The organism is Alteromonas sp. KUL17 (assembly GCF_006538305.1).
Classification (GTDB): Bacteria; Pseudomonadota; Gammaproteobacteria; order Enterobacterales; family Alteromonadaceae; genus Alteromonas; species Alteromonas macleodii.
On the sequence record NZ_BJKJ01000022.1, the window covers coordinates 43,189 to 58,760 of the forward strand.

Annotated in this window: 15 protein-coding genes; 10 read left to right on the forward strand and 5 right to left on the reverse strand. The window is 44.6% G+C overall.

Features of this window, described 5'->3' with window-relative positions; all coding sequences use genetic code 11:
• The 6 genes from KUL49_RS16445 (at position 1) to KUL49_RS16470 (ending at position 6,543) form a co-directional block, all read left to right on the forward strand.
• Positions 1-1,008 (forward strand): DUF547 domain-containing protein, encoded by a 1,008-nt coding sequence (locus KUL49_RS16445; RefSeq protein ID WP_131137977.1) that lies wholly within the window; start codon positions 1-3, stop codon positions 1,006-1,008.
• Entirely contained in the window at positions 995-2,383 is a 1,389-nt protein-coding gene (locus KUL49_RS16450; protein WP_131137978.1) for an ABC transporter substrate-binding protein, read from the forward strand. Before KUL49_RS16445 ends, KUL49_RS16450 begins: the two co-directional genes overlap by 14 nt.
• On the forward strand, positions 2,383-4,182 hold the full coding sequence (locus KUL49_RS16455) for an ABC transporter permease (protein ID WP_131137979.1): 1,800 nt from the start codon (positions 2,383-2,385) through the stop codon (positions 4,180-4,182). The genes KUL49_RS16450 and KUL49_RS16455 overlap by 1 nt, the downstream gene beginning before the upstream one ends.
• 48 nt (positions 4,183-4,230) lie before the next feature.
• Positions 4,231-4,860 carry an ATP-binding cassette domain-containing protein gene (locus KUL49_RS16460; RefSeq protein ID WP_014949285.1) on the forward strand — a complete coding sequence of 210 codons (630 nt, stop codon included), beginning with the start codon at positions 4,231-4,233 and terminating at the stop codon, positions 4,858-4,860.
• 75 nt (positions 4,861-4,935) lie between these two features.
• On the forward strand, positions 4,936-5,601 hold the full coding sequence (locus KUL49_RS16465; RefSeq protein WP_131137980.1) for a CDP-alcohol phosphatidyltransferase family protein: 666 nt from the start codon (positions 4,936-4,938) through the stop codon (positions 5,599-5,601).
• 72 nt (positions 5,602-5,673) lie between these two features.
• On the forward strand, positions 5,674-6,543 hold the full coding sequence (locus KUL49_RS16470) for a sterol desaturase family protein (protein ID WP_131137981.1): 870 nt from the start codon (positions 5,674-5,676) through the stop codon (positions 6,541-6,543).
• A 48-nt stretch (positions 6,544-6,591) separates the two neighbouring features.
• Here KUL49_RS16470 and KUL49_RS16475 read toward each other — a convergent pair whose 3' ends face one another.
• Together KUL49_RS16475 and KUL49_RS16480 are read right to left on the reverse strand one after the other, a co-directional pair.
• Positions 6,592-7,365, reverse strand: coding sequence for a DNA/RNA non-specific endonuclease (locus KUL49_RS16475; protein WP_131137982.1), 774 nt, complete (start codon positions 7,363-7,365; stop codon positions 6,592-6,594).
• 139 nt (positions 7,366-7,504) lie between these two features.
• Complete coding sequence (locus KUL49_RS16480; protein WP_131137983.1) at positions 7,505-8,080, reverse strand: exopolysaccharide biosynthesis protein; 576 nt, start codon at positions 8,078-8,080, stop codon at positions 7,505-7,507.
• 150 nt (positions 8,081-8,230) lie between these two features.
• On the opposite strand from KUL49_RS16480, the gene KUL49_RS16485 reads away from it, so the two are divergent.
• Positions 8,231-9,730, forward strand: a complete 1,500-nt coding sequence (locus tag KUL49_RS16485) for a diguanylate cyclase (RefSeq protein ID WP_131137984.1) — start codon at positions 8,231-8,233, stop codon at positions 9,728-9,730.
• Between the two features lie 124 nt (positions 9,731-9,854).
• Here the strand turns inward: KUL49_RS16485 and KUL49_RS16490 are convergent, their stop codons facing one another.
• Both KUL49_RS16490 and KUL49_RS16495 read right to left on the reverse strand, forming a co-directional pair.
• Positions 9,855-10,916 carry an alcohol dehydrogenase family protein gene (locus tag KUL49_RS16490; RefSeq protein WP_131137985.1) on the reverse strand — a complete coding sequence of 354 codons (1,062 nt, stop codon included), beginning with the start codon at positions 10,914-10,916 and terminating at the stop codon, positions 9,855-9,857.
• 64 nt (positions 10,917-10,980) lie between these two features.
• Positions 10,981-11,499, reverse strand: a complete 519-nt coding sequence (locus tag KUL49_RS16495; RefSeq protein ID WP_014949290.1) for a TetR/AcrR family transcriptional regulator — start codon at positions 11,497-11,499, stop codon at positions 10,981-10,983.
• Between the two features lie 277 nt (positions 11,500-11,776).
• Here KUL49_RS16495 and KUL49_RS16500 point away from each other — a divergent pair, with 277 nt between their 5' ends.
• Together KUL49_RS16500 and KUL49_RS16505 are read left to right on the forward strand one after the other, a co-directional pair.
• Entirely contained in the window at positions 11,777-12,523 is a 747-nt protein-coding gene (locus tag KUL49_RS16500) for a hypothetical protein (RefSeq protein WP_131137986.1), read from the forward strand.
• Between the two features lie 50 nt (positions 12,524-12,573).
• Positions 12,574-13,380, forward strand: coding sequence for a DUF3307 domain-containing protein (locus KUL49_RS16505; protein ID WP_131137987.1), 807 nt, complete (start codon positions 12,574-12,576; stop codon positions 13,378-13,380).
• A gap of 41 nt (positions 13,381-13,421) precedes the next feature.
• Here the strand turns inward: KUL49_RS16505 and KUL49_RS16510 are convergent, their stop codons facing one another.
• A complete protein-coding gene (locus tag KUL49_RS16510; protein ID WP_131137988.1) occupies positions 13,422-14,327 on the reverse strand; it encodes an AraC family transcriptional regulator in 906 nt (301 codons plus the stop codon).
• A 115-nt stretch (positions 14,328-14,442) separates the two neighbouring features.
• On the opposite strand from KUL49_RS16510, the gene KUL49_RS16515 reads away from it, so the two are divergent.
• Positions 14,443-15,549 carry an alpha/beta hydrolase gene (locus KUL49_RS16515; RefSeq protein ID WP_242633867.1) on the forward strand — a complete coding sequence of 369 codons (1,107 nt, stop codon included), beginning with the start codon at positions 14,443-14,445 and terminating at the stop codon, positions 15,547-15,549.
• Positions 15,550-15,572 lie beyond the last annotated feature (23 nt).

Below are 15,572 nucleotides of genomic sequence, written 5' to 3' on the forward strand. Positions count from 1 at the left end.
GTGAAGAAAGTATTAGCGGTGACAAAAGGATTAGCGGTGAAAAACGCATTGGTGATGGCGAGCGAACAAGTAATGACAAGAGTAATCGCGATGTCCAGACGAATCACTATTAGAAAATTTGGTCGATTGGCAGTAAGCAGCATCATGCTGCTTGCTGCTAGCACGAGCTTTTATGCGCTTTCTGACGAAGCTGCGCTTTCTGACGAAGCTGCGCTTAAAAAAGCAGACAGCCTACACGAGCCGTTTAGTGCGTTGCTGAGCGAGCACGTGAAAACCATTGACAATGGTGCCAGCACGCAAGTTAATTACCATGGGTTTAAACGAGACAGGGAACGTTTAACTCAGTATTTAAATAGCTTAGCTAAGGTAGGAAAAAGTACCTTTGACGGCTGGAGCAAGGCTGACCAACTGGCATTTCTCATAAATGCTTACAATGCCTACACCGTTGACCTTATTCTTAACGAATACCCTAAGATTGAGTCTATTCGCGATTTAGGCAGCTTTTTCTCGTCGCCATGGAAAAAGGAAATTGCGCCGCTACTTGGTAAAACCCGTACGCTGGATGAAATAGAGCACGAACTTATTCGTGGACAAAATGAAACCACGGAAGGATATAACGAGCCTCGAATTCATTTTGCCGTAAACTGTGCCAGTATTGGTTGCCCCGCGCTGCGAGAAGAAGCGTATGTTGGCGCAAGGCTAGATAGCCAGCTTGACGCACAAACCAAGCGTTTTTTAGCCGATACGTCTCGCAACAGAATGGACGGTAACACCTTGAAGCTTTCAAAAATATTCGACTGGTACAGCGAAGATTTTGAAAAAAACACCAATCGGAAAAGTGAAAGTTGGCAAGGTATTAAAAACGTAAACACGGAAAATCTCAGCCAATTTTTGCTGTTATACAAGGATGCATTAAACCTATCGAGTCAGCAGATTTCAGTGCTTGAGCAAGATAACGCAGAGTTAGAATTCTTAGATTACGACTGGGCACTCAATGCCACGCAATAGCGCTTCAGTTAGCACGAAAGCGACTTGTTTACGCCGCTTTGGCAAGTTTAGTCGCCTCATTAAGGGGCTGGCACTGGCGTCAGCTGTTTTCAGTTCTCAGCTAATCACGGCTTCTCATTCATTTGCGGTACCGTTTGATATTCCCAGTGTTGATGTTTCTGGCAATGAAATACAGAGCCAGCATCAATCGCCAGTACGTGCGTCAACGGTGCTCAAGCGCACCTCAGCGCAATCGCCTAAAGACGACACACAAAGCAAACCTCTGGTACGTTTTCATGCATGGGGGGGAAGCGCTCAAGTAAATGGTTATTTGCAATGGGTAGCGGCGCAAGTTAGCCAGCGTTTTAACATTGAACTGCAGCACGTTAAGCTTGCTGATACCAGTGACGCCGTGTCACGCGTATTAGCAGAAAAAGCGGCCGGTAATCACGATAACGGCAGCGTAGATTTAATATGGATAAATGGCGAAAACTTTGCGGCAATGAAAAAGCATAACTTGCTCGCTAAAGACTGGGTTAAAGAACTTGATCATTTCGCGCTAACCCGCCCGGAAAAGAACTCTGCCATGGTAACCGATTTTGGCGAACCCACGCTTGGTATGGAAGCGCCGTGGGGTAAGGCGTCCATGGTGTTTTATTATCGTAGCGCGCACATGAAAGCGTTAGGCACTGCGCCTGGGCAAACCATTAATGAACTGCTTCGGTTCTCTCAAAAAGCGCCAGGACGCTTCACTTATCCAGTGCCGAGCGATTATTTAGGCATTAGCTTTATAAAATACGCAGCAATTGCACTTAACGGCGATAAGCAGTCTTTGTTTTACCAAGCCGTTACTGAATCGTCTCTTCAGGCTGTATTGCCCGCGCTTTGGGCTTATTTGGACCAATTGCATCCCACTATGTGGCAGCAAGGGAAGTATATGCTTCGCCAAGCCTCACAACTTCAACGCTTGGTTGGCACAGGTGAGCTAACACTCGCGTTTTCATTTACCGCCGCTGAAATTCCATCAGCCGTAAATCGTTTTGATTTACCCGATGATGTTCGCACCTATGCCATGCAAGACGGTAGCCTTGCTAATGTCCATTTTGTGGGGCTGACCTACAATTCGAAAAACAAAACAGCAGCAAAGACAGTAGTAAATTTTTTGCTTTCGCCAGAAGCACAGGCCGAGAAGCAAAAGCTGGAAGTGTGGGGTGACGATACGGTTCTTGATATGGCATCGCTGACACAAGCACAAGCTATGCTGTTTAAAGACGAGGCTGTGCACAAATCTGCCCTCGACAAATCTCAGTCAGCGGTGCTGTTGGCCGAGCCCCATGCAAGCTGGACTGATAAATTGCGCGAAGCCTGGTATAAACGTTACGGGGCACGCTACTAATGTTTACTCACATTACACTTGTTGCACGCTGGTGCTTGCTGCTTTTACTTTGTATTCCCGTATTGGCAGGGCTGGTAGGGGTAATATTTCCTGCGTTAGGTTACTTCCCAGCTATCGGCGCAAACGCCTTTTCAACGCAAGTGTTTGCGACGCTATTCGGTCTTCCAGACATTTGGCAAATGATGTGGTTGTCGCTTTTTACGGGCATAGGCTCAACCCTTTTAGCCGTAATAGCAGCGTTTTGTATTCTCGCCACGTTTTACCAATCTTCCCTGCTAGGCAAAATCCAGGGTGTGTTAAGCCCGTTTCTGGTGTTTCCCCACGCGACTGCGGCCATTTCCCTTTTATTTGTAGTTAGCCCTTCTGGTATATTTGCAGCAGTCACCACGCGCTTGAATGCGTATTTTAGTCATGCTTTCACAACCCCCTTTGTTAATGAAATCAGCGAAATGGCATTGCCCGCTGCGAATGATGGAACGCTACTTTATGACAGTCTAGGACTAAGTATACTTATCGCGCTTAGCCTGAAAGAGCTGCCGTTTATTTTGTTAATGACGCTAAGCGTTATGTCTCAGCCGCTGGTGAAAAAGAAACTCACGGGGTATGTAAAGGTGGGGACAGCGTTAGGTTATTCGCCTACTGCGAGCTTTTTTAAACTGGTGCTGCCGACAATTTTTTCCCAGATAAAGTTACCGCTTTTAGCAGTACTAGTTTTCGCCACTTCAAATGTAGAAATTCCACTTATTCTAGGCCCAAATAACCCGAGCACTTTGGCTGTCGCCATTATGCACTGGTTTAATCATATTGATTTGTCCATGCGACTGCTTGCAAGTAGCGCTGCTGTGGTTCAGGTGGCAGTTTCAGCCGTGGCGGTACTGTTGTTTTTTGGTATAGAGCGATTAGTGACTTACACCGGTAAGCGCAGCCTTTCAGGTGGAAATCGATATTTTGCCGATGCAGTGTTACGCGCGTGTGGCTTTGTCATCATGGCGTTTTACATTATTTTGATTTGCACAGTGGTATACACGGTTGTTGTGTACTCCTTTGCTAAGCAATGGCATTTCCCGCTGTTATTGCCAGAGGGGCTAACACTGCTGCATTGGAATACGGCAACAAGTGCGCTGACAACACCGCTTATTAATACCTTGTTGCTTGGAGTGCTGGTGAGTACAACTTCATTGGTACTTGTTTTATTTACGCTGGAAAGCGAACAGTTAAAGCCAGCGCGTGCTGTTGCTGAGAATGCATTTTCTGTCTCTCTATTTTTGCCTCTATTGGTACCTGGCGTAGCTTTCCTATATGGTCTGGTCTGGTTCCAGCAGCTTGTTTTTCAAAACGCCGTATGGTTTCACACCTATGTAGCGCACATGGTTTATGTTTTGCCTTACGTGTTTTTATCGATGGCGGTGGCGTATAGGAAGTTCGACAACCGATACGCCATGGTGGCGCATAGCTTGGGCAAAACGCCGTGGCAGGTGTTTTATCATGTTAAGCTGCCTTCGTTGTTCAGCGCCATTATGGTGGCATGGGCGTTGGGGCTGGCAATTAGTTTTAGCCAGTATTTACCGACCTTGCTGGCGTCTGGCGGGACGCTCCCTACTGTTACGACCGAGGCTGTAGCGTCGGTATCGGGGAGCAGTACGCGACTTACTGCGGTGTATGTCATTATTCAAGCGGTAATGCCGTTAATTGGCTTTATGATCGCTTGGTACATGCCTGCAATTGCAACGAGAAGACGAAGTAGGCAAATGCTGGTATCAGATACTCACAGCAATCGTTCCGCAGACCCGGTGCAGTAAAAGCGCATGGCTAACATAAGAACAAAAACTACAAGGGCGTAATTTATAGTGCTTAGTTTAGAAAACATCGTTATTTATCGCGATGACAAGCCGCTGCTTCAGTTAAGTGCTGAGGTAGCAAAGGGAGAAGTGCTGACCGTTATGGGACCTAGCGGCGCAGGTAAGTCTACTTTACTTCAAGCCATCGCCGGACAGCTTCAGGCCCCCTTTAGCGTTACTGGACAAATTAAAATTAACCACGTGGTGATAAACGAAATCGATGCGCACCTTCGCAAAGTGGGCATTATGTTTCAAGATGCGCTTTTATTTGAACACATGACCGTGGGCGAAAACATTGCGTTCGCTATGCCTGATAAGGCATATAAAAACAAGCAATTGAAACACGACGCCATAAACGCGTTATTAGTGGCCGTCGAACTTGACGGCATCGCTGACCGGACTGTGAATACGCTCTCTGGTGGTCAGCAGGCCAGAGTAAGCCTTATCAGAACGTTAGCTTCTGAGCCTGATGTGGTATTGCTTGACGAGCCGTTCAGCAAACTAGATGTAGCCCTTCGAAGTCAAATTCGCAGCTGGACGTTTTCGCAGCTAAAAGCACGTAATATTCCCGCAGTATTAGTGACACACGATAAAGATGATGCGCTAGCCGCAGGCGGCAACGTCATAGAAATTTTATAGCGGTATTACATAGGTGCTGCCGAAGGTAGTACTGAAATAGTAAAAAATACTGCAGAGCGAGTAAAGAGACATGTCATGTTAGATGCCAAAGTTACCCCTTTTATAAAGCCACTTTTAAAACCGTTGATAAAAGCGCTAGACAGCAAGGGCGTTACCCCAAATCAGGTTACGCTTGCCGGGTTTGTCATCGGTGTTCTTGCGCTTCCCTTTATTATTCTTAACTGGTGGAATATGGCGCTAGCCTGCATCATATTGAATCGTGTTTTTGATGGAATTGACGGTGAATTGGCGCGCTATCAGCAAAGTAGCAGTAGTGCGGGTGGTTTTTTAGATATTTGCTTAGATTTTCTATTCTACGCTTCTATTCCTTTGGCGTTTGGCATTGCTAACCCTCAAGAGTGGGGCATACCAGCAATGGTGCTGTTAGCTACCTTTATTGGCACTGGCAGCAGTTTTTTAGCCTTTGCCATTGCGGCAGAGAAGTTTCAAATAGATAGGCCCCAGTTTGCTAATAAAAGCTTTTATTATATGCAGGGGTTAACCGAAGGCACTGAAACCATTTTAGTGTTTTTGGCGTTCTGTATTTGGCCGCAGTATTTTGTAACGCTTGCCTATGTGTTCGCTGCAGCCTGTGCCGTAACAGTCATTACTCGCATAGTAGGGGGCTTTTCTACGCTTCACAGGGTAGAGCGCGACGCTGCTAAGTCAGAACGTACAGTGCCTTCTTCAGGTTATGAATGATGGTGAAAGTTCTCGTAGCAGTAAAAGTATTCTGAATTTTGAAAGTAATTAACGTGATAAAGGTAATTTGCTTTGGATAATACCGCGGTTATTCGCTTAAGCGTATTTCTTGGCGTTTTTGTACTTATGGCAGTACTTGAAGCACTGTTGCCAGCGCGTGAAGCCGTGCTTAGTAGGAAAACACGCTGGTTGGGTAACTTGTCCATGGTGGTAATGGGGGCGTTGGTATCGCGTATTTTGCTTCCGGCCACACTCGTTGGTGTGTCTTTATGGGCGCAGCAGAAAGGCATAGGTGTGTTCAACGTTTTTTTGGATGCCGTGCCGGCTGATGCCTCAAGCTCTAATCAACTGCTAAATAGTGGTGAGCCTCTCAGTAATTCTTCAACGTATCTTGTTCATATAGCCATCGTAACCTTAAGTGTTTTACTACTTGATATGCTTATCTATTGGCAGCACCGACTTTTTCATACCGTGCCTATGTTGTGGCGCTTTCATAAAATGCATCATGCCGATAGTCATGTCGACACCACTACAGGCCTTCGCTTTCATCCAGTTGAAATTGCCATGAGTTTAGTTATTAAAGCCGCGGCGGTAGTGATACTAGGCGTGCCAGCTATTGCTATTGTTATCTTTGAAGTGGCGCTAAATGGCTTTGCCCTTTTTAATCATGCCAATATTAGGTTGCCACAAAAGTGGGATGATAGAATTGGGCTTGTGCTAATCACACAGCGCTTACATCGCATTCACCATAGCCAGGCTAAAAATGAATCTAATTCGAACTACGGGTTTAGCGTATCGTGGTGGGATAGGCTCTTTAATAGTTTTACGCCTCGCGCTGCGTTTAGCGACGAAACATTGCCCATTGGTCAAAAAGATGTGCCGGCCGTAAGAGAGAACGCGTCTATCAAAGCGCTGTTGCTACAACCATTTAAATCAAAATAGCGTTTTAGGCTTTTCCTTAAGGGCAAGCGGGGAGGTAGCTGCTATGCGCTAACTGCATCCAAGCTGCGGTGCCAAACCACCTATCGTACTCTCCACGTTAACTTCATTTTCGTCAGAAAGCACGGGCATGATATTCAGGCCTGTTCTTGCTTCAACCTCGTCAATAGTGACCTGTGTTGTGCAATAATCATCACTGCGCGCAGCACTTTGCTGCATGATAAAAGCAGAGGCCTCTATTAGACCGTTTATTTCAGTGACAATAACTTTAAAGTAGCCGCTGGGAACGTTGTGCATTTCATCGGCGTCAGGAAGTGACGCGAAGAACCATTCATATAAGGGGCCTGATACCACATACACATCCCGGCCGGTTCTTACAAAGCTGCGTACGGCGTTTTCTAATTTTACCCATGGGCCTTGGTTTAAATCAGAGTCTTGAGGCGTAATGTTTGAGAGGTAATTAAGCTCTCGCCAATTTGGCGAATTGCTGAAAGAAGCAAGGGGGACTTGGTGACCTCTGTCGGTACCTATACCTCGCCACGCACCTTTATAGTCATTTGGCTCGAGAGTACTTTCATCGCTTAGTTCAGGGTCGGCTCTCCAATTTCGACTTCTAGATGGACCATCGATAGTGTCAGGCGTAACGTGATACGCCACCCAATTAGCAAATTTCGTTTGTGGGTTATTTTGTAGCGTATATATAGAGCGGGTAATAGTTTGACCATTTAAACCGATAGGGCAACTGAAAACGCAGTTTTCTGCAACAGCACTAAAGGCAGAAAAAACGAAGGATACAGCAAGAGAAACAGCAGCAAGTCTCTTCATGAATTTTTACTCTATTCAAATAAGATTATTTTCCTGTACCAAAGCACAGTTTTATAATTTCACGAATAGTACGCAAAAACTACGATAAAACAAGTGGTTGTAGCCTAAAGTAGGGGCTGCTCATAGCGGTTACTTTTAGCTACATCATGGCAAGCGCCTTAAACACTAAATATCCAGTGCCTAGTTGAAGCAGTATGCCAACAATAAGAAAAACGCCGTCACGATTCGTTATACCAAGCGCGGTAATGCATAACGCAAAAGCGGGTACTGCAACCGCAAAAGGCAACACCTCTAACGGGATCATACAAAGTGCTGCTATGGCACAATACGCAGCAATAAAATTTTTAGATGGTGAGTGGGAAAGAAACGTAACCCTGGGCTTTAGCAGCTTTTCAGTTTTTTGTGCATAAGGCTTGGCTTTTTCAACGGCTCTTTCTAGTTTCTCTGTGGACACTTCTTTATTTTTAATAAACGTGGGTAGCCACGGACTGGTTTTTCCTATTGCGACTTGTGTACATATAAAAAATAAGGTGATGCCACACAAAGTAGGCACGCCTGGGATGGCGCCTGTAGGAAGTAGTGCAATAAGAGCGGGGATCAGCAACAGTGGACCAAAGCCTCTGTCTTCGAAACGTTCAATTACCTCTCCTAATGACGTGGCGCTATCTTCTTCGTCATACATGTTATCCATCAATTCAACAATAGAATTTTCCATATTCGCCTATTCAGTCCTATTTAACGGCAGCTATATCTATCATTACGCTTTTACCTTAAATAAGTTTAATGAAGTACTGGAGCGCGTCGTGGGATAAAAAGATTTTTCACTAGTTGGCGAACTACTGCTACATTTACATAGAAGTAATTCGTGGAAGTTAAATTGAATACGACAGATATAATTTCGATTTTGTATCAAATGCCGTCTAGCATTTTGTTCAAATGCCCCGATCTAGAGTGCATTTACGCCAGCAGGGGCTTTGAGCAGGATTTTGGGTTAAGACAGTCTGGCGCTGAAGCCACACATACATTCCTTTTTTTTGACCTCGAAACAAAAGAAATTGTTCCTCAATGTAGCTTGCCATTTACTCTTGCAGAAAAAGGAGAGGAAATAGCAAAGCACTACAGACTTCAAACAGATTCACGAACAATGAACTGTTTTATTGAAAGCGATGTTATCACTACGCCTACAGGCGAATGGGTTGTATTGCAGGTGAAATCCAACATAACATCGCTTTTAAATGAGAATAGTAAAAGTTCAGCGGTAAGCAAGCATATAGAGTTTAATCAGCTTCTCACTAATTTTTCATCAAAACTAATTACAGCTAGTGTTCATGAACTCGACGGTATTATCGATCAAGCGTTAGCGGCTTTGGGCACGTTCTGCGATGTAGATAGGTGCTATATATTTGAATTCAGCGATGAAGATGAATCCATGTCTAACACACACGAATGGGTTGCTGCAGGCGTTACGCCTTTTATTGATGAACTTCAGGATATACCAAGTAGCACGCTCCCCTTTTTCATGACCCACATTTCCAACGGTTTGTTTAAAGTTGATAATGTAGCTTCTCTGCCTAAAGAGGCTGTTGCAGAAAAAGAGACGTTTGAAGAACAGCGAATTTTTTCTGTTTTGTGTGTTCGTATCATGGTTGACGACATCATGTACGGATTCATTGGCTGTGACATTATAGGCAGCCCGTATTCGTGGAATGCATTTGACATTGAATACCTGCAGCGAATAGGTGAGATGTTAGGTAATACGTTACAAAACCTACACAACCGAAAGGCGCTTCAAAAAGCACAAACTGAGCTACTAGAAGCAAACAAACAGCTTGAGCGCCTTGCAAACATTGATGGTTTGACAGGGATTGCTAACAGAAGGTTATTTGACAGTACGCTGAAACGAGACGTTGAGCGATGCACTGAGCAGATGACAACTCTTAGTTTACTTCTTATTGATGTAGATTTTTTCAAACAGTACAACGATGCTTACGGTCACGTTGCGGGCGATGCGGCATTGCAAAAAATTGCGGATACCTTAACTAATAGCTGTGTTGGAGGTGACGACCTCGTCGCCCGCTATGGTGGTGAAGAATTTGCCGTTATTTTACCCAATACTCGGCTTAATGAGCTGCATGCTATTGCTGCACGAATTATTCGTAACGTGTCGTATTTAGATATTCGTCATCAGGCGTCAGACTACGACAGTAAACTTACAGTGAGCATTGGTATGGCGTGTATGGAGATGAATCTATCACGCCAAGATGCAGCCCTGCATAGTAGTGATGGTGCTTTGTCACTGGTTCAGCAGGCAGACAAAGCTCTGTATCGAGCCAAAGCGTCTGGAAGAAACTGCGCTAAGCTTTAATCCGCATAAGCATCAAACACTGACATTTTACTTCACGCTTTTGGTTAGTACAGTGTGTGTTTCAAAACATCTAATGTTTAAGTAGCGTTAGCAAGTGTGATCCTATCGCACCAAGTTTTTTGTACTAGGATTTGTTTTCTCCAACTGTCAGTACCATCTTGCCAATATGCTTTTTCTTCTCAAAGTCTTGTTGTGCCTGACCAATTTCAGCGAGAGGGTAGGTAGCAGATACAAGCGGTTTAATGCTTCCTTTTTCGATGTGCTTTACCAAGTTTCCAAACACCTCACTCTCCAAAATCGTACACCCTAAAAGGGTTAAGTCTTTTAGGTAGAGTGTACGTACATCTAACGTCACCTCAGGGCCGGCGATTGCGCCAGAAGTAGCGTAACGCCCAAATGGTTTAAGTACCTCAAGGAGTTCAGGCCAGCGCGGGCCAGCAACAAGATCAATTACCACATCGAAAGCTTCGGATTCTGCTAGGCTTGCCCAGTCACCATCGCGCAGCACGGTTTCATCGGCGCCTAATGCTTCTAGAGTATCGCGTTTTTCTTCACTTGTTACCGCTATTACGTACGCGCCTCTCGCTTTCGCTAGCTGAACTGCCGCTGAGCCTACGCCGCCCGAGGCACCGGTTATAAATACTCGCTCACCTGTTTTTACGTTTGCTCTGTGCAGCATGTTTTCGGCTGTAGAGTAAGAGCAGGGGAACGAGGCTAGTTCCACATCTGTCATCGTTGAATTTACTGCATGGGCGTGGCGCGATGCGACTTTAGTAAACTGTGCGAAACCTCCATTGCATTCCGAGCCGAAGTACCAAGGCGAATCAAGCTTTTGACTGTCAACTTCAGTCAGGCATGGCTCTATGATCACACGCTCTCCAATACGTTTTTGGCTAACATTTTTACCCACAGCAACAATGTAGCCACACACGTCAGCGCCTTGTATAAGCGGCAGAGCCAGCGCGTTACCCCCCCAGCCGGCATCTTCTGCATTGTTGTCGCCTTTGGAATACCAACCTTTTCGCGTATTTAAGTCGGTGTTGTTTACCCCCGCAGCGCGCACTTCAATAAGTACATCGTTGTCGCTGAGTGTAGGCAAAGGTATGTTTTCGTTAAATGTAAGCGCGTCGAGATCGCCATGTTTGGTTAACTGCACGCCGTACATTTCATTTGGCAATGATTTCATATTGTCCTCCAGAATTTTTGCTTTAGACGAGAAAGGTAATGGTTGATGCAAGTTCTAAGAAGGGCTAATCAAGTAGCACTGTTAGTGCGCCTTTCGCTGCGGTTAACGCTTTATCACCAATCGTTGGCCATGCTGATGACATGCCCTCATGTAGCAGGAACACGCTGTTTGAAAGGGCTGGGTCTTCGAGCTTTTCATTCAGCCACGTTAGCACCGCGTGTTTGTGGTTGTTCACAGCGGTTTCAATTTGAAGGTTATTGGGGTAACTCGCCAAAGCCTGCAATGACATGCAACCTCTGGGAGCGAATGTCGTTAGCCACACCGACAAGCGTTCAAATATGTGGTTAATTGCTTCGTTACGCGTCGAGGGACAGTTTTCTTCCAGAAACGCGATGTAACGGCTGTGACGATAGTCAAGCGCGCCAATAATCATGTCTTCTTTTGAAGGGAAGTATTTGTACAAGGTTTTAAGTGTGGTGCCAGTGTAGTCCTTGAGTTTAGCCACATTAGGCTCTGCGAATCCGTAAAGGGCAAAAGCTTGCTCTAGTTTCGAAGCTAACTCAGATTGTTTGGGCGCGGTCATACCGGGTCTCCTCGAAAACGTTTGTTATTTTCGTCTACTTGGCACATCGCTTGTTAACCAATTAAACAGATTTTAAGTAGAATGAATGTTCTACTCTAGGGTAGAATAAGTATTCTACTTAATCAACAGCCGCTATACGTTCTTTGTTATATTTTGCTTTCCGTTACGCAATTTAGTCACATGTGACTTTGTGATTAATAATAATCACATTTTGCTGTGTGATTGTTTTTGAATTTGAGATGGTAGCGTGTCATAGTGGACCTCTAAACGGAAAAAAGTGTCTATTGAAAGTAGAAAAGACAACGCGGCGCATAGTGAAATGACAAGAACGAGTGCTCTAACAAGCAATACAAAAAAGCGCGCTGGTGTGATCACCGGTGACGTCTCCAACTCTCAGTCTTATTCTGATGCTGAATTCAGAGAAATAATTGCTACGCTGAGAGAGCGTTTAACATACTACGCCGAGTACTACGGTGGAGACTTTGATATTTATCGAGGAGACGCATTTCAGCTAGTTGTTGCACAACCACAGCATAGCATTTCAGCCGCAGTTGGATTGCGACTAGCACTCAAGGCGCACGCTTCAGGCGTAGACGTGCGAATGAGTGTTGCTGTGGGAGAAGCGCAATTTCGTCCTTCAGAAGTAAAAACTGGCACTGGAGACGCATTTGTGTTGTCAGGACGAGGTTTAGATAACATAAAGCCGCACCATCTTATTTTTTGTAGCGGTGAACAAACACTCGACGACAAAACGCAGCTCTTAACACGTTTTGCCGACGCGCATATCAATGGACTGACACAAACCCAGTCGCAAACCTTACTCGCGTATCTTGAAGCCACGGATAAGAGCCATGAAAGTGTAGCGGCCATACTAGATAAAAATCGCAGTAATGTAAGTCGAATTCTCAATGCCAGTAACTATAAACTGATAGCAGAATATCTCGACTATATGGAGAGAGCGCTCATGTTATGGGTTCAAGGTGGAACCTCATTAAAAACGGAACAATTGACCAAGGAAGACTAACGTGATGACGGGTTATGCAAAAAACATAATGCTTGTGACAGGAGAACCAAATGCTTGCTGAACCTCAACTGCTGGTGGCACTCGTGTTAGCGCATCTATTAGCAGACTTTTATTTTCAACCGTTTACCTGGGTACAGCAAAGAAACGAACGTCACGCACTGGCTTTGCCTTTATACCTACACGCAATCATACACGGTATACTCGCGGCAGCAGCAATGTTCTTGTTTTCATCAACGATGAGTATCGCAAGTATAGGTGTTGGTGCAATTGTAGTCGCCGTTTCTCACTTCAAAATTGACGTGATTAAATCGTATTGTAAGCAAAACACTACGTCTTTTGTTGTCGATCAAATAGCGCACATTGTCGTGATCTTAGGCGTATTTTTGTATGCCACCAATCAGTGGCGCGAGGCAGTGGGACTACTTCAGCAGGTAGGTACATCGCACCTATTAGTGATCTTGGCTTATTTGGCGGTACTCAAGCCCAGTTCAGTTATTATTAAACAGCTGCTGTCGCCTTGGAGCGATGAAGTATTAGCTAACAAAATGCCGTCTTCTCACCCCAATGATCCGCCCACAATAAGTACAGAGGAACAACAAACTTTATCACTGGCAGGTCAACGAATTGGCTATTTAGAGCGCGTACTCATGCTTACCTTTGTGTTGTTAAATCAGTTTTCTGCCATAGGTTTTCTTATTGCGGCGAAATCTATATTTCGCTTCGGTGATCTTACTAAACACCAAGACAGAAAATTAACTGAATATGTACTTTTGGGCACCTTCACCAGTGTGGCGATGACGTTTGCCATTGGCTTGGCATGCGCAGCGGCATTAGGGCAGTTACCTATAAAGTCTTAGCAAGGGCTTTATTGAGTAGGTAGTGTCCAAAGTAGTTTATTCTACGTGCTGTATTGTTTAATGAATTGACTTGGGGTAATGCCTTCGTGATTTTTGAAAACACGACTGAAGTGAGATTGATCATTGAATCCCAATGATAACGCGATGTCGCTCATGGAATGAGTATTCGCGAGTAAGTATTTTTTACTTTGCTCAACACGGTATTGGGTAATAAATTGGTAAGGTGTTTCCCCAACACTCTTTTTAAACTCTCTTAAAAAGTGGAACTTGCTGCAAAAAACAAGCTCGGCCAGCGCATCTACGCTAATGGTACTGCCGATATTTTCTTTAACATATTGTTCAATCTTATCTATCTGTGACTTGCCTATTTTGACACTCTTTGCAGAGGCATCTTGAAGGTCGCGGTAATTTGAATAATTTTGGATATACTGAGCAGAAAGTGCAGACAATAAGTTACTTAAATAGGCTTTCCCATTACGACCCTTTGCTTGTGTCTCTAATAACAGAAGCTCAATTAGCCCCTTTATGCTCTCGTCTTCCACGTTATAGTTGTTCAGAAACTGCAGCTGATCTTGTTCTACCTTAAACGGACATGCGTCTAAAAATACACGCTCTTCAACCGCTAAAATAACAAAATAACAAGGCTCGGATATGTCGTGTGTAAACGGCGTTTTAGGTGGATTTATCCAAATGTTTCCCGGACTGGTTTTTAAAGAAACCATACTTCCATTCGCTTCTATGTTCCAATTCAGATCGCTTTCAAGGGCGAGTGCGAAATAGAAATAAGGGGTATACACATTTTGAGGGTAAAAGTGAGGCGACTTTCCTTTCTCTAAAATGATGCCTTTCCAATCGAGACCGTCGTTTGAAAACGCAATATCTAGTACGTCTTTGCACGATGAAGGTTGATGTGTCGCATGATCAAAAAAGGCTAAACGTGACTTCAAGCTTTATGTTCCCTTTAGCAATAACCTACAAATAATTAGCATTAATGTGCAATAACTAAGGCGCACTATTTCATATCCTGTGCTCATTGATTACCCACTTAAAGAGCACAGCCAAATGCTTAAAACTACCATAACAGTAATTGCACAGTCACTTTTGATATCGCCACTGGTCATATTACAACCTGGCATATCACACGCTCAGCAACCATCGCAAACAGACGCGTTAAACCAAGCCCGAGCAAGCATTGAACAACTAAGCGCTAATCAGGCGCAGTTAAGCAGTGAGATCAAAAATAGTCATCGTCAATACAACCAGCAAGGATTTCAAATGGAAATTATCACGTTAAACACAGAAGTGGGCAACTTGGCTGCAAATTTATACCTTCCAAAAGGTATTGCTAATCCACCAGTGGTCGTTGTTACAGGTGCATGGACATCTGTAAAAGAGCAAATGCCAGCCTTTTATGCAACAGCACTAGCAGAGCGAGGCTACGCCGCTATTACATTTGATTTTAGAGGTTGGGGAGCGTCAAGAGATACCGATGACAACCAAACCGCGTACCTTGAAGATCCTGTTCGTAAAACGCAAGATATACAGGCTGTTATCAAAGCGCTATCAAACGTCGCGCAGGTGGACAACAGCCGTATTGCTGGCTTGGCCATTTGTGCCTCAGCGGACTATATGCTTGATGCTGCGGTTCAAAATACTCAATCAAGCCAAAATACTCGGTTAGGTGCGGTGGCAGTAGTGGCCCCCTGGTTACACGATGAAGCAATGGCAACAGCTATTTATGGCGGTGAAGAAAATCGCAATCAATTACTTGCGTTAGCAGCGGCAGAGAAAGACAAATCCGAGCCATTAGTTATTGAAGCGGCAAGTTTAACCAATGAAAACGCCTTGATGTATAACGCACCTTACTACACTGAGCAATCACGAGGTTTGTTGCCTGCCTACGACAACAAATTCAACGTGACGTCATGGAGCGGTTGGCTTAATTATAATGCGCAGTTAAGTGCATCAAAACAGACTATACCGGTTTTAATGGTTGCATCAGAAGCGATGGCGCTGCCACAAGGTGCACATCAGTATTTGGAAAACGCGACTGATTCGGTAAATGCAATTTGGCTAGATAACATCAATCAATTTGACTTCTACGACCAACCTGAAGCCGTTGAAAAAGCCGTTAACGCCGTAGCTTCCCACTTCGACAGCGCATTGTAAGACGAGTATTTACCTATTAAAGG

Coding starts and splice junctions, on each gene's coding strand:
- KUL49_RS16465 (WP_131137980.1), top strand. CDS start 4,936: ATGTTAGATGCCAAAGTTACCCCTTTTATAAAGCCACTTTTAAAACCG.
- KUL49_RS16505 (WP_131137987.1), top strand. CDS start 12,574: ATGCTTGCTGAACCTCAACTGCTGGTGGCACTCGTGTTAGCGCATCTA.
- KUL49_RS16450 (WP_131137978.1), top strand. CDS start 995: ATGCCACGCAATAGCGCTTCAGTTAGCACGAAAGCGACTTGTTTACGC.
- KUL49_RS16495 (WP_014949290.1), bottom strand. CDS start 11,499: ATGACCGCGCCCAAACAATCTGAGTTAGCTTCGAAACTAGAGCAAGCT.
- KUL49_RS16480 (WP_131137983.1), bottom strand. CDS start 8,080: ATGGAAAATTCTATTGTTGAATTGATGGATAACATGTATGACGAAGAA.
- KUL49_RS16515 (WP_242633867.1), top strand. CDS start 14,443: ATGCTTAAAACTACCATAACAGTAATTGCACAGTCACTTTTGATATCG.
- KUL49_RS16455 (WP_131137979.1), top strand. CDS start 2,383: ATGTTTACTCACATTACACTTGTTGCACGCTGGTGCTTGCTGCTTTTA.
- KUL49_RS16475 (WP_131137982.1), bottom strand. CDS start 7,365: ATGAAGAGACTTGCTGCTGTTTCTCTTGCTGTATCCTTCGTTTTTTCT.
- KUL49_RS16490 (WP_131137985.1), bottom strand. CDS start 10,916: ATGAAATCATTGCCAAATGAAATGTACGGCGTGCAGTTAACCAAACAT.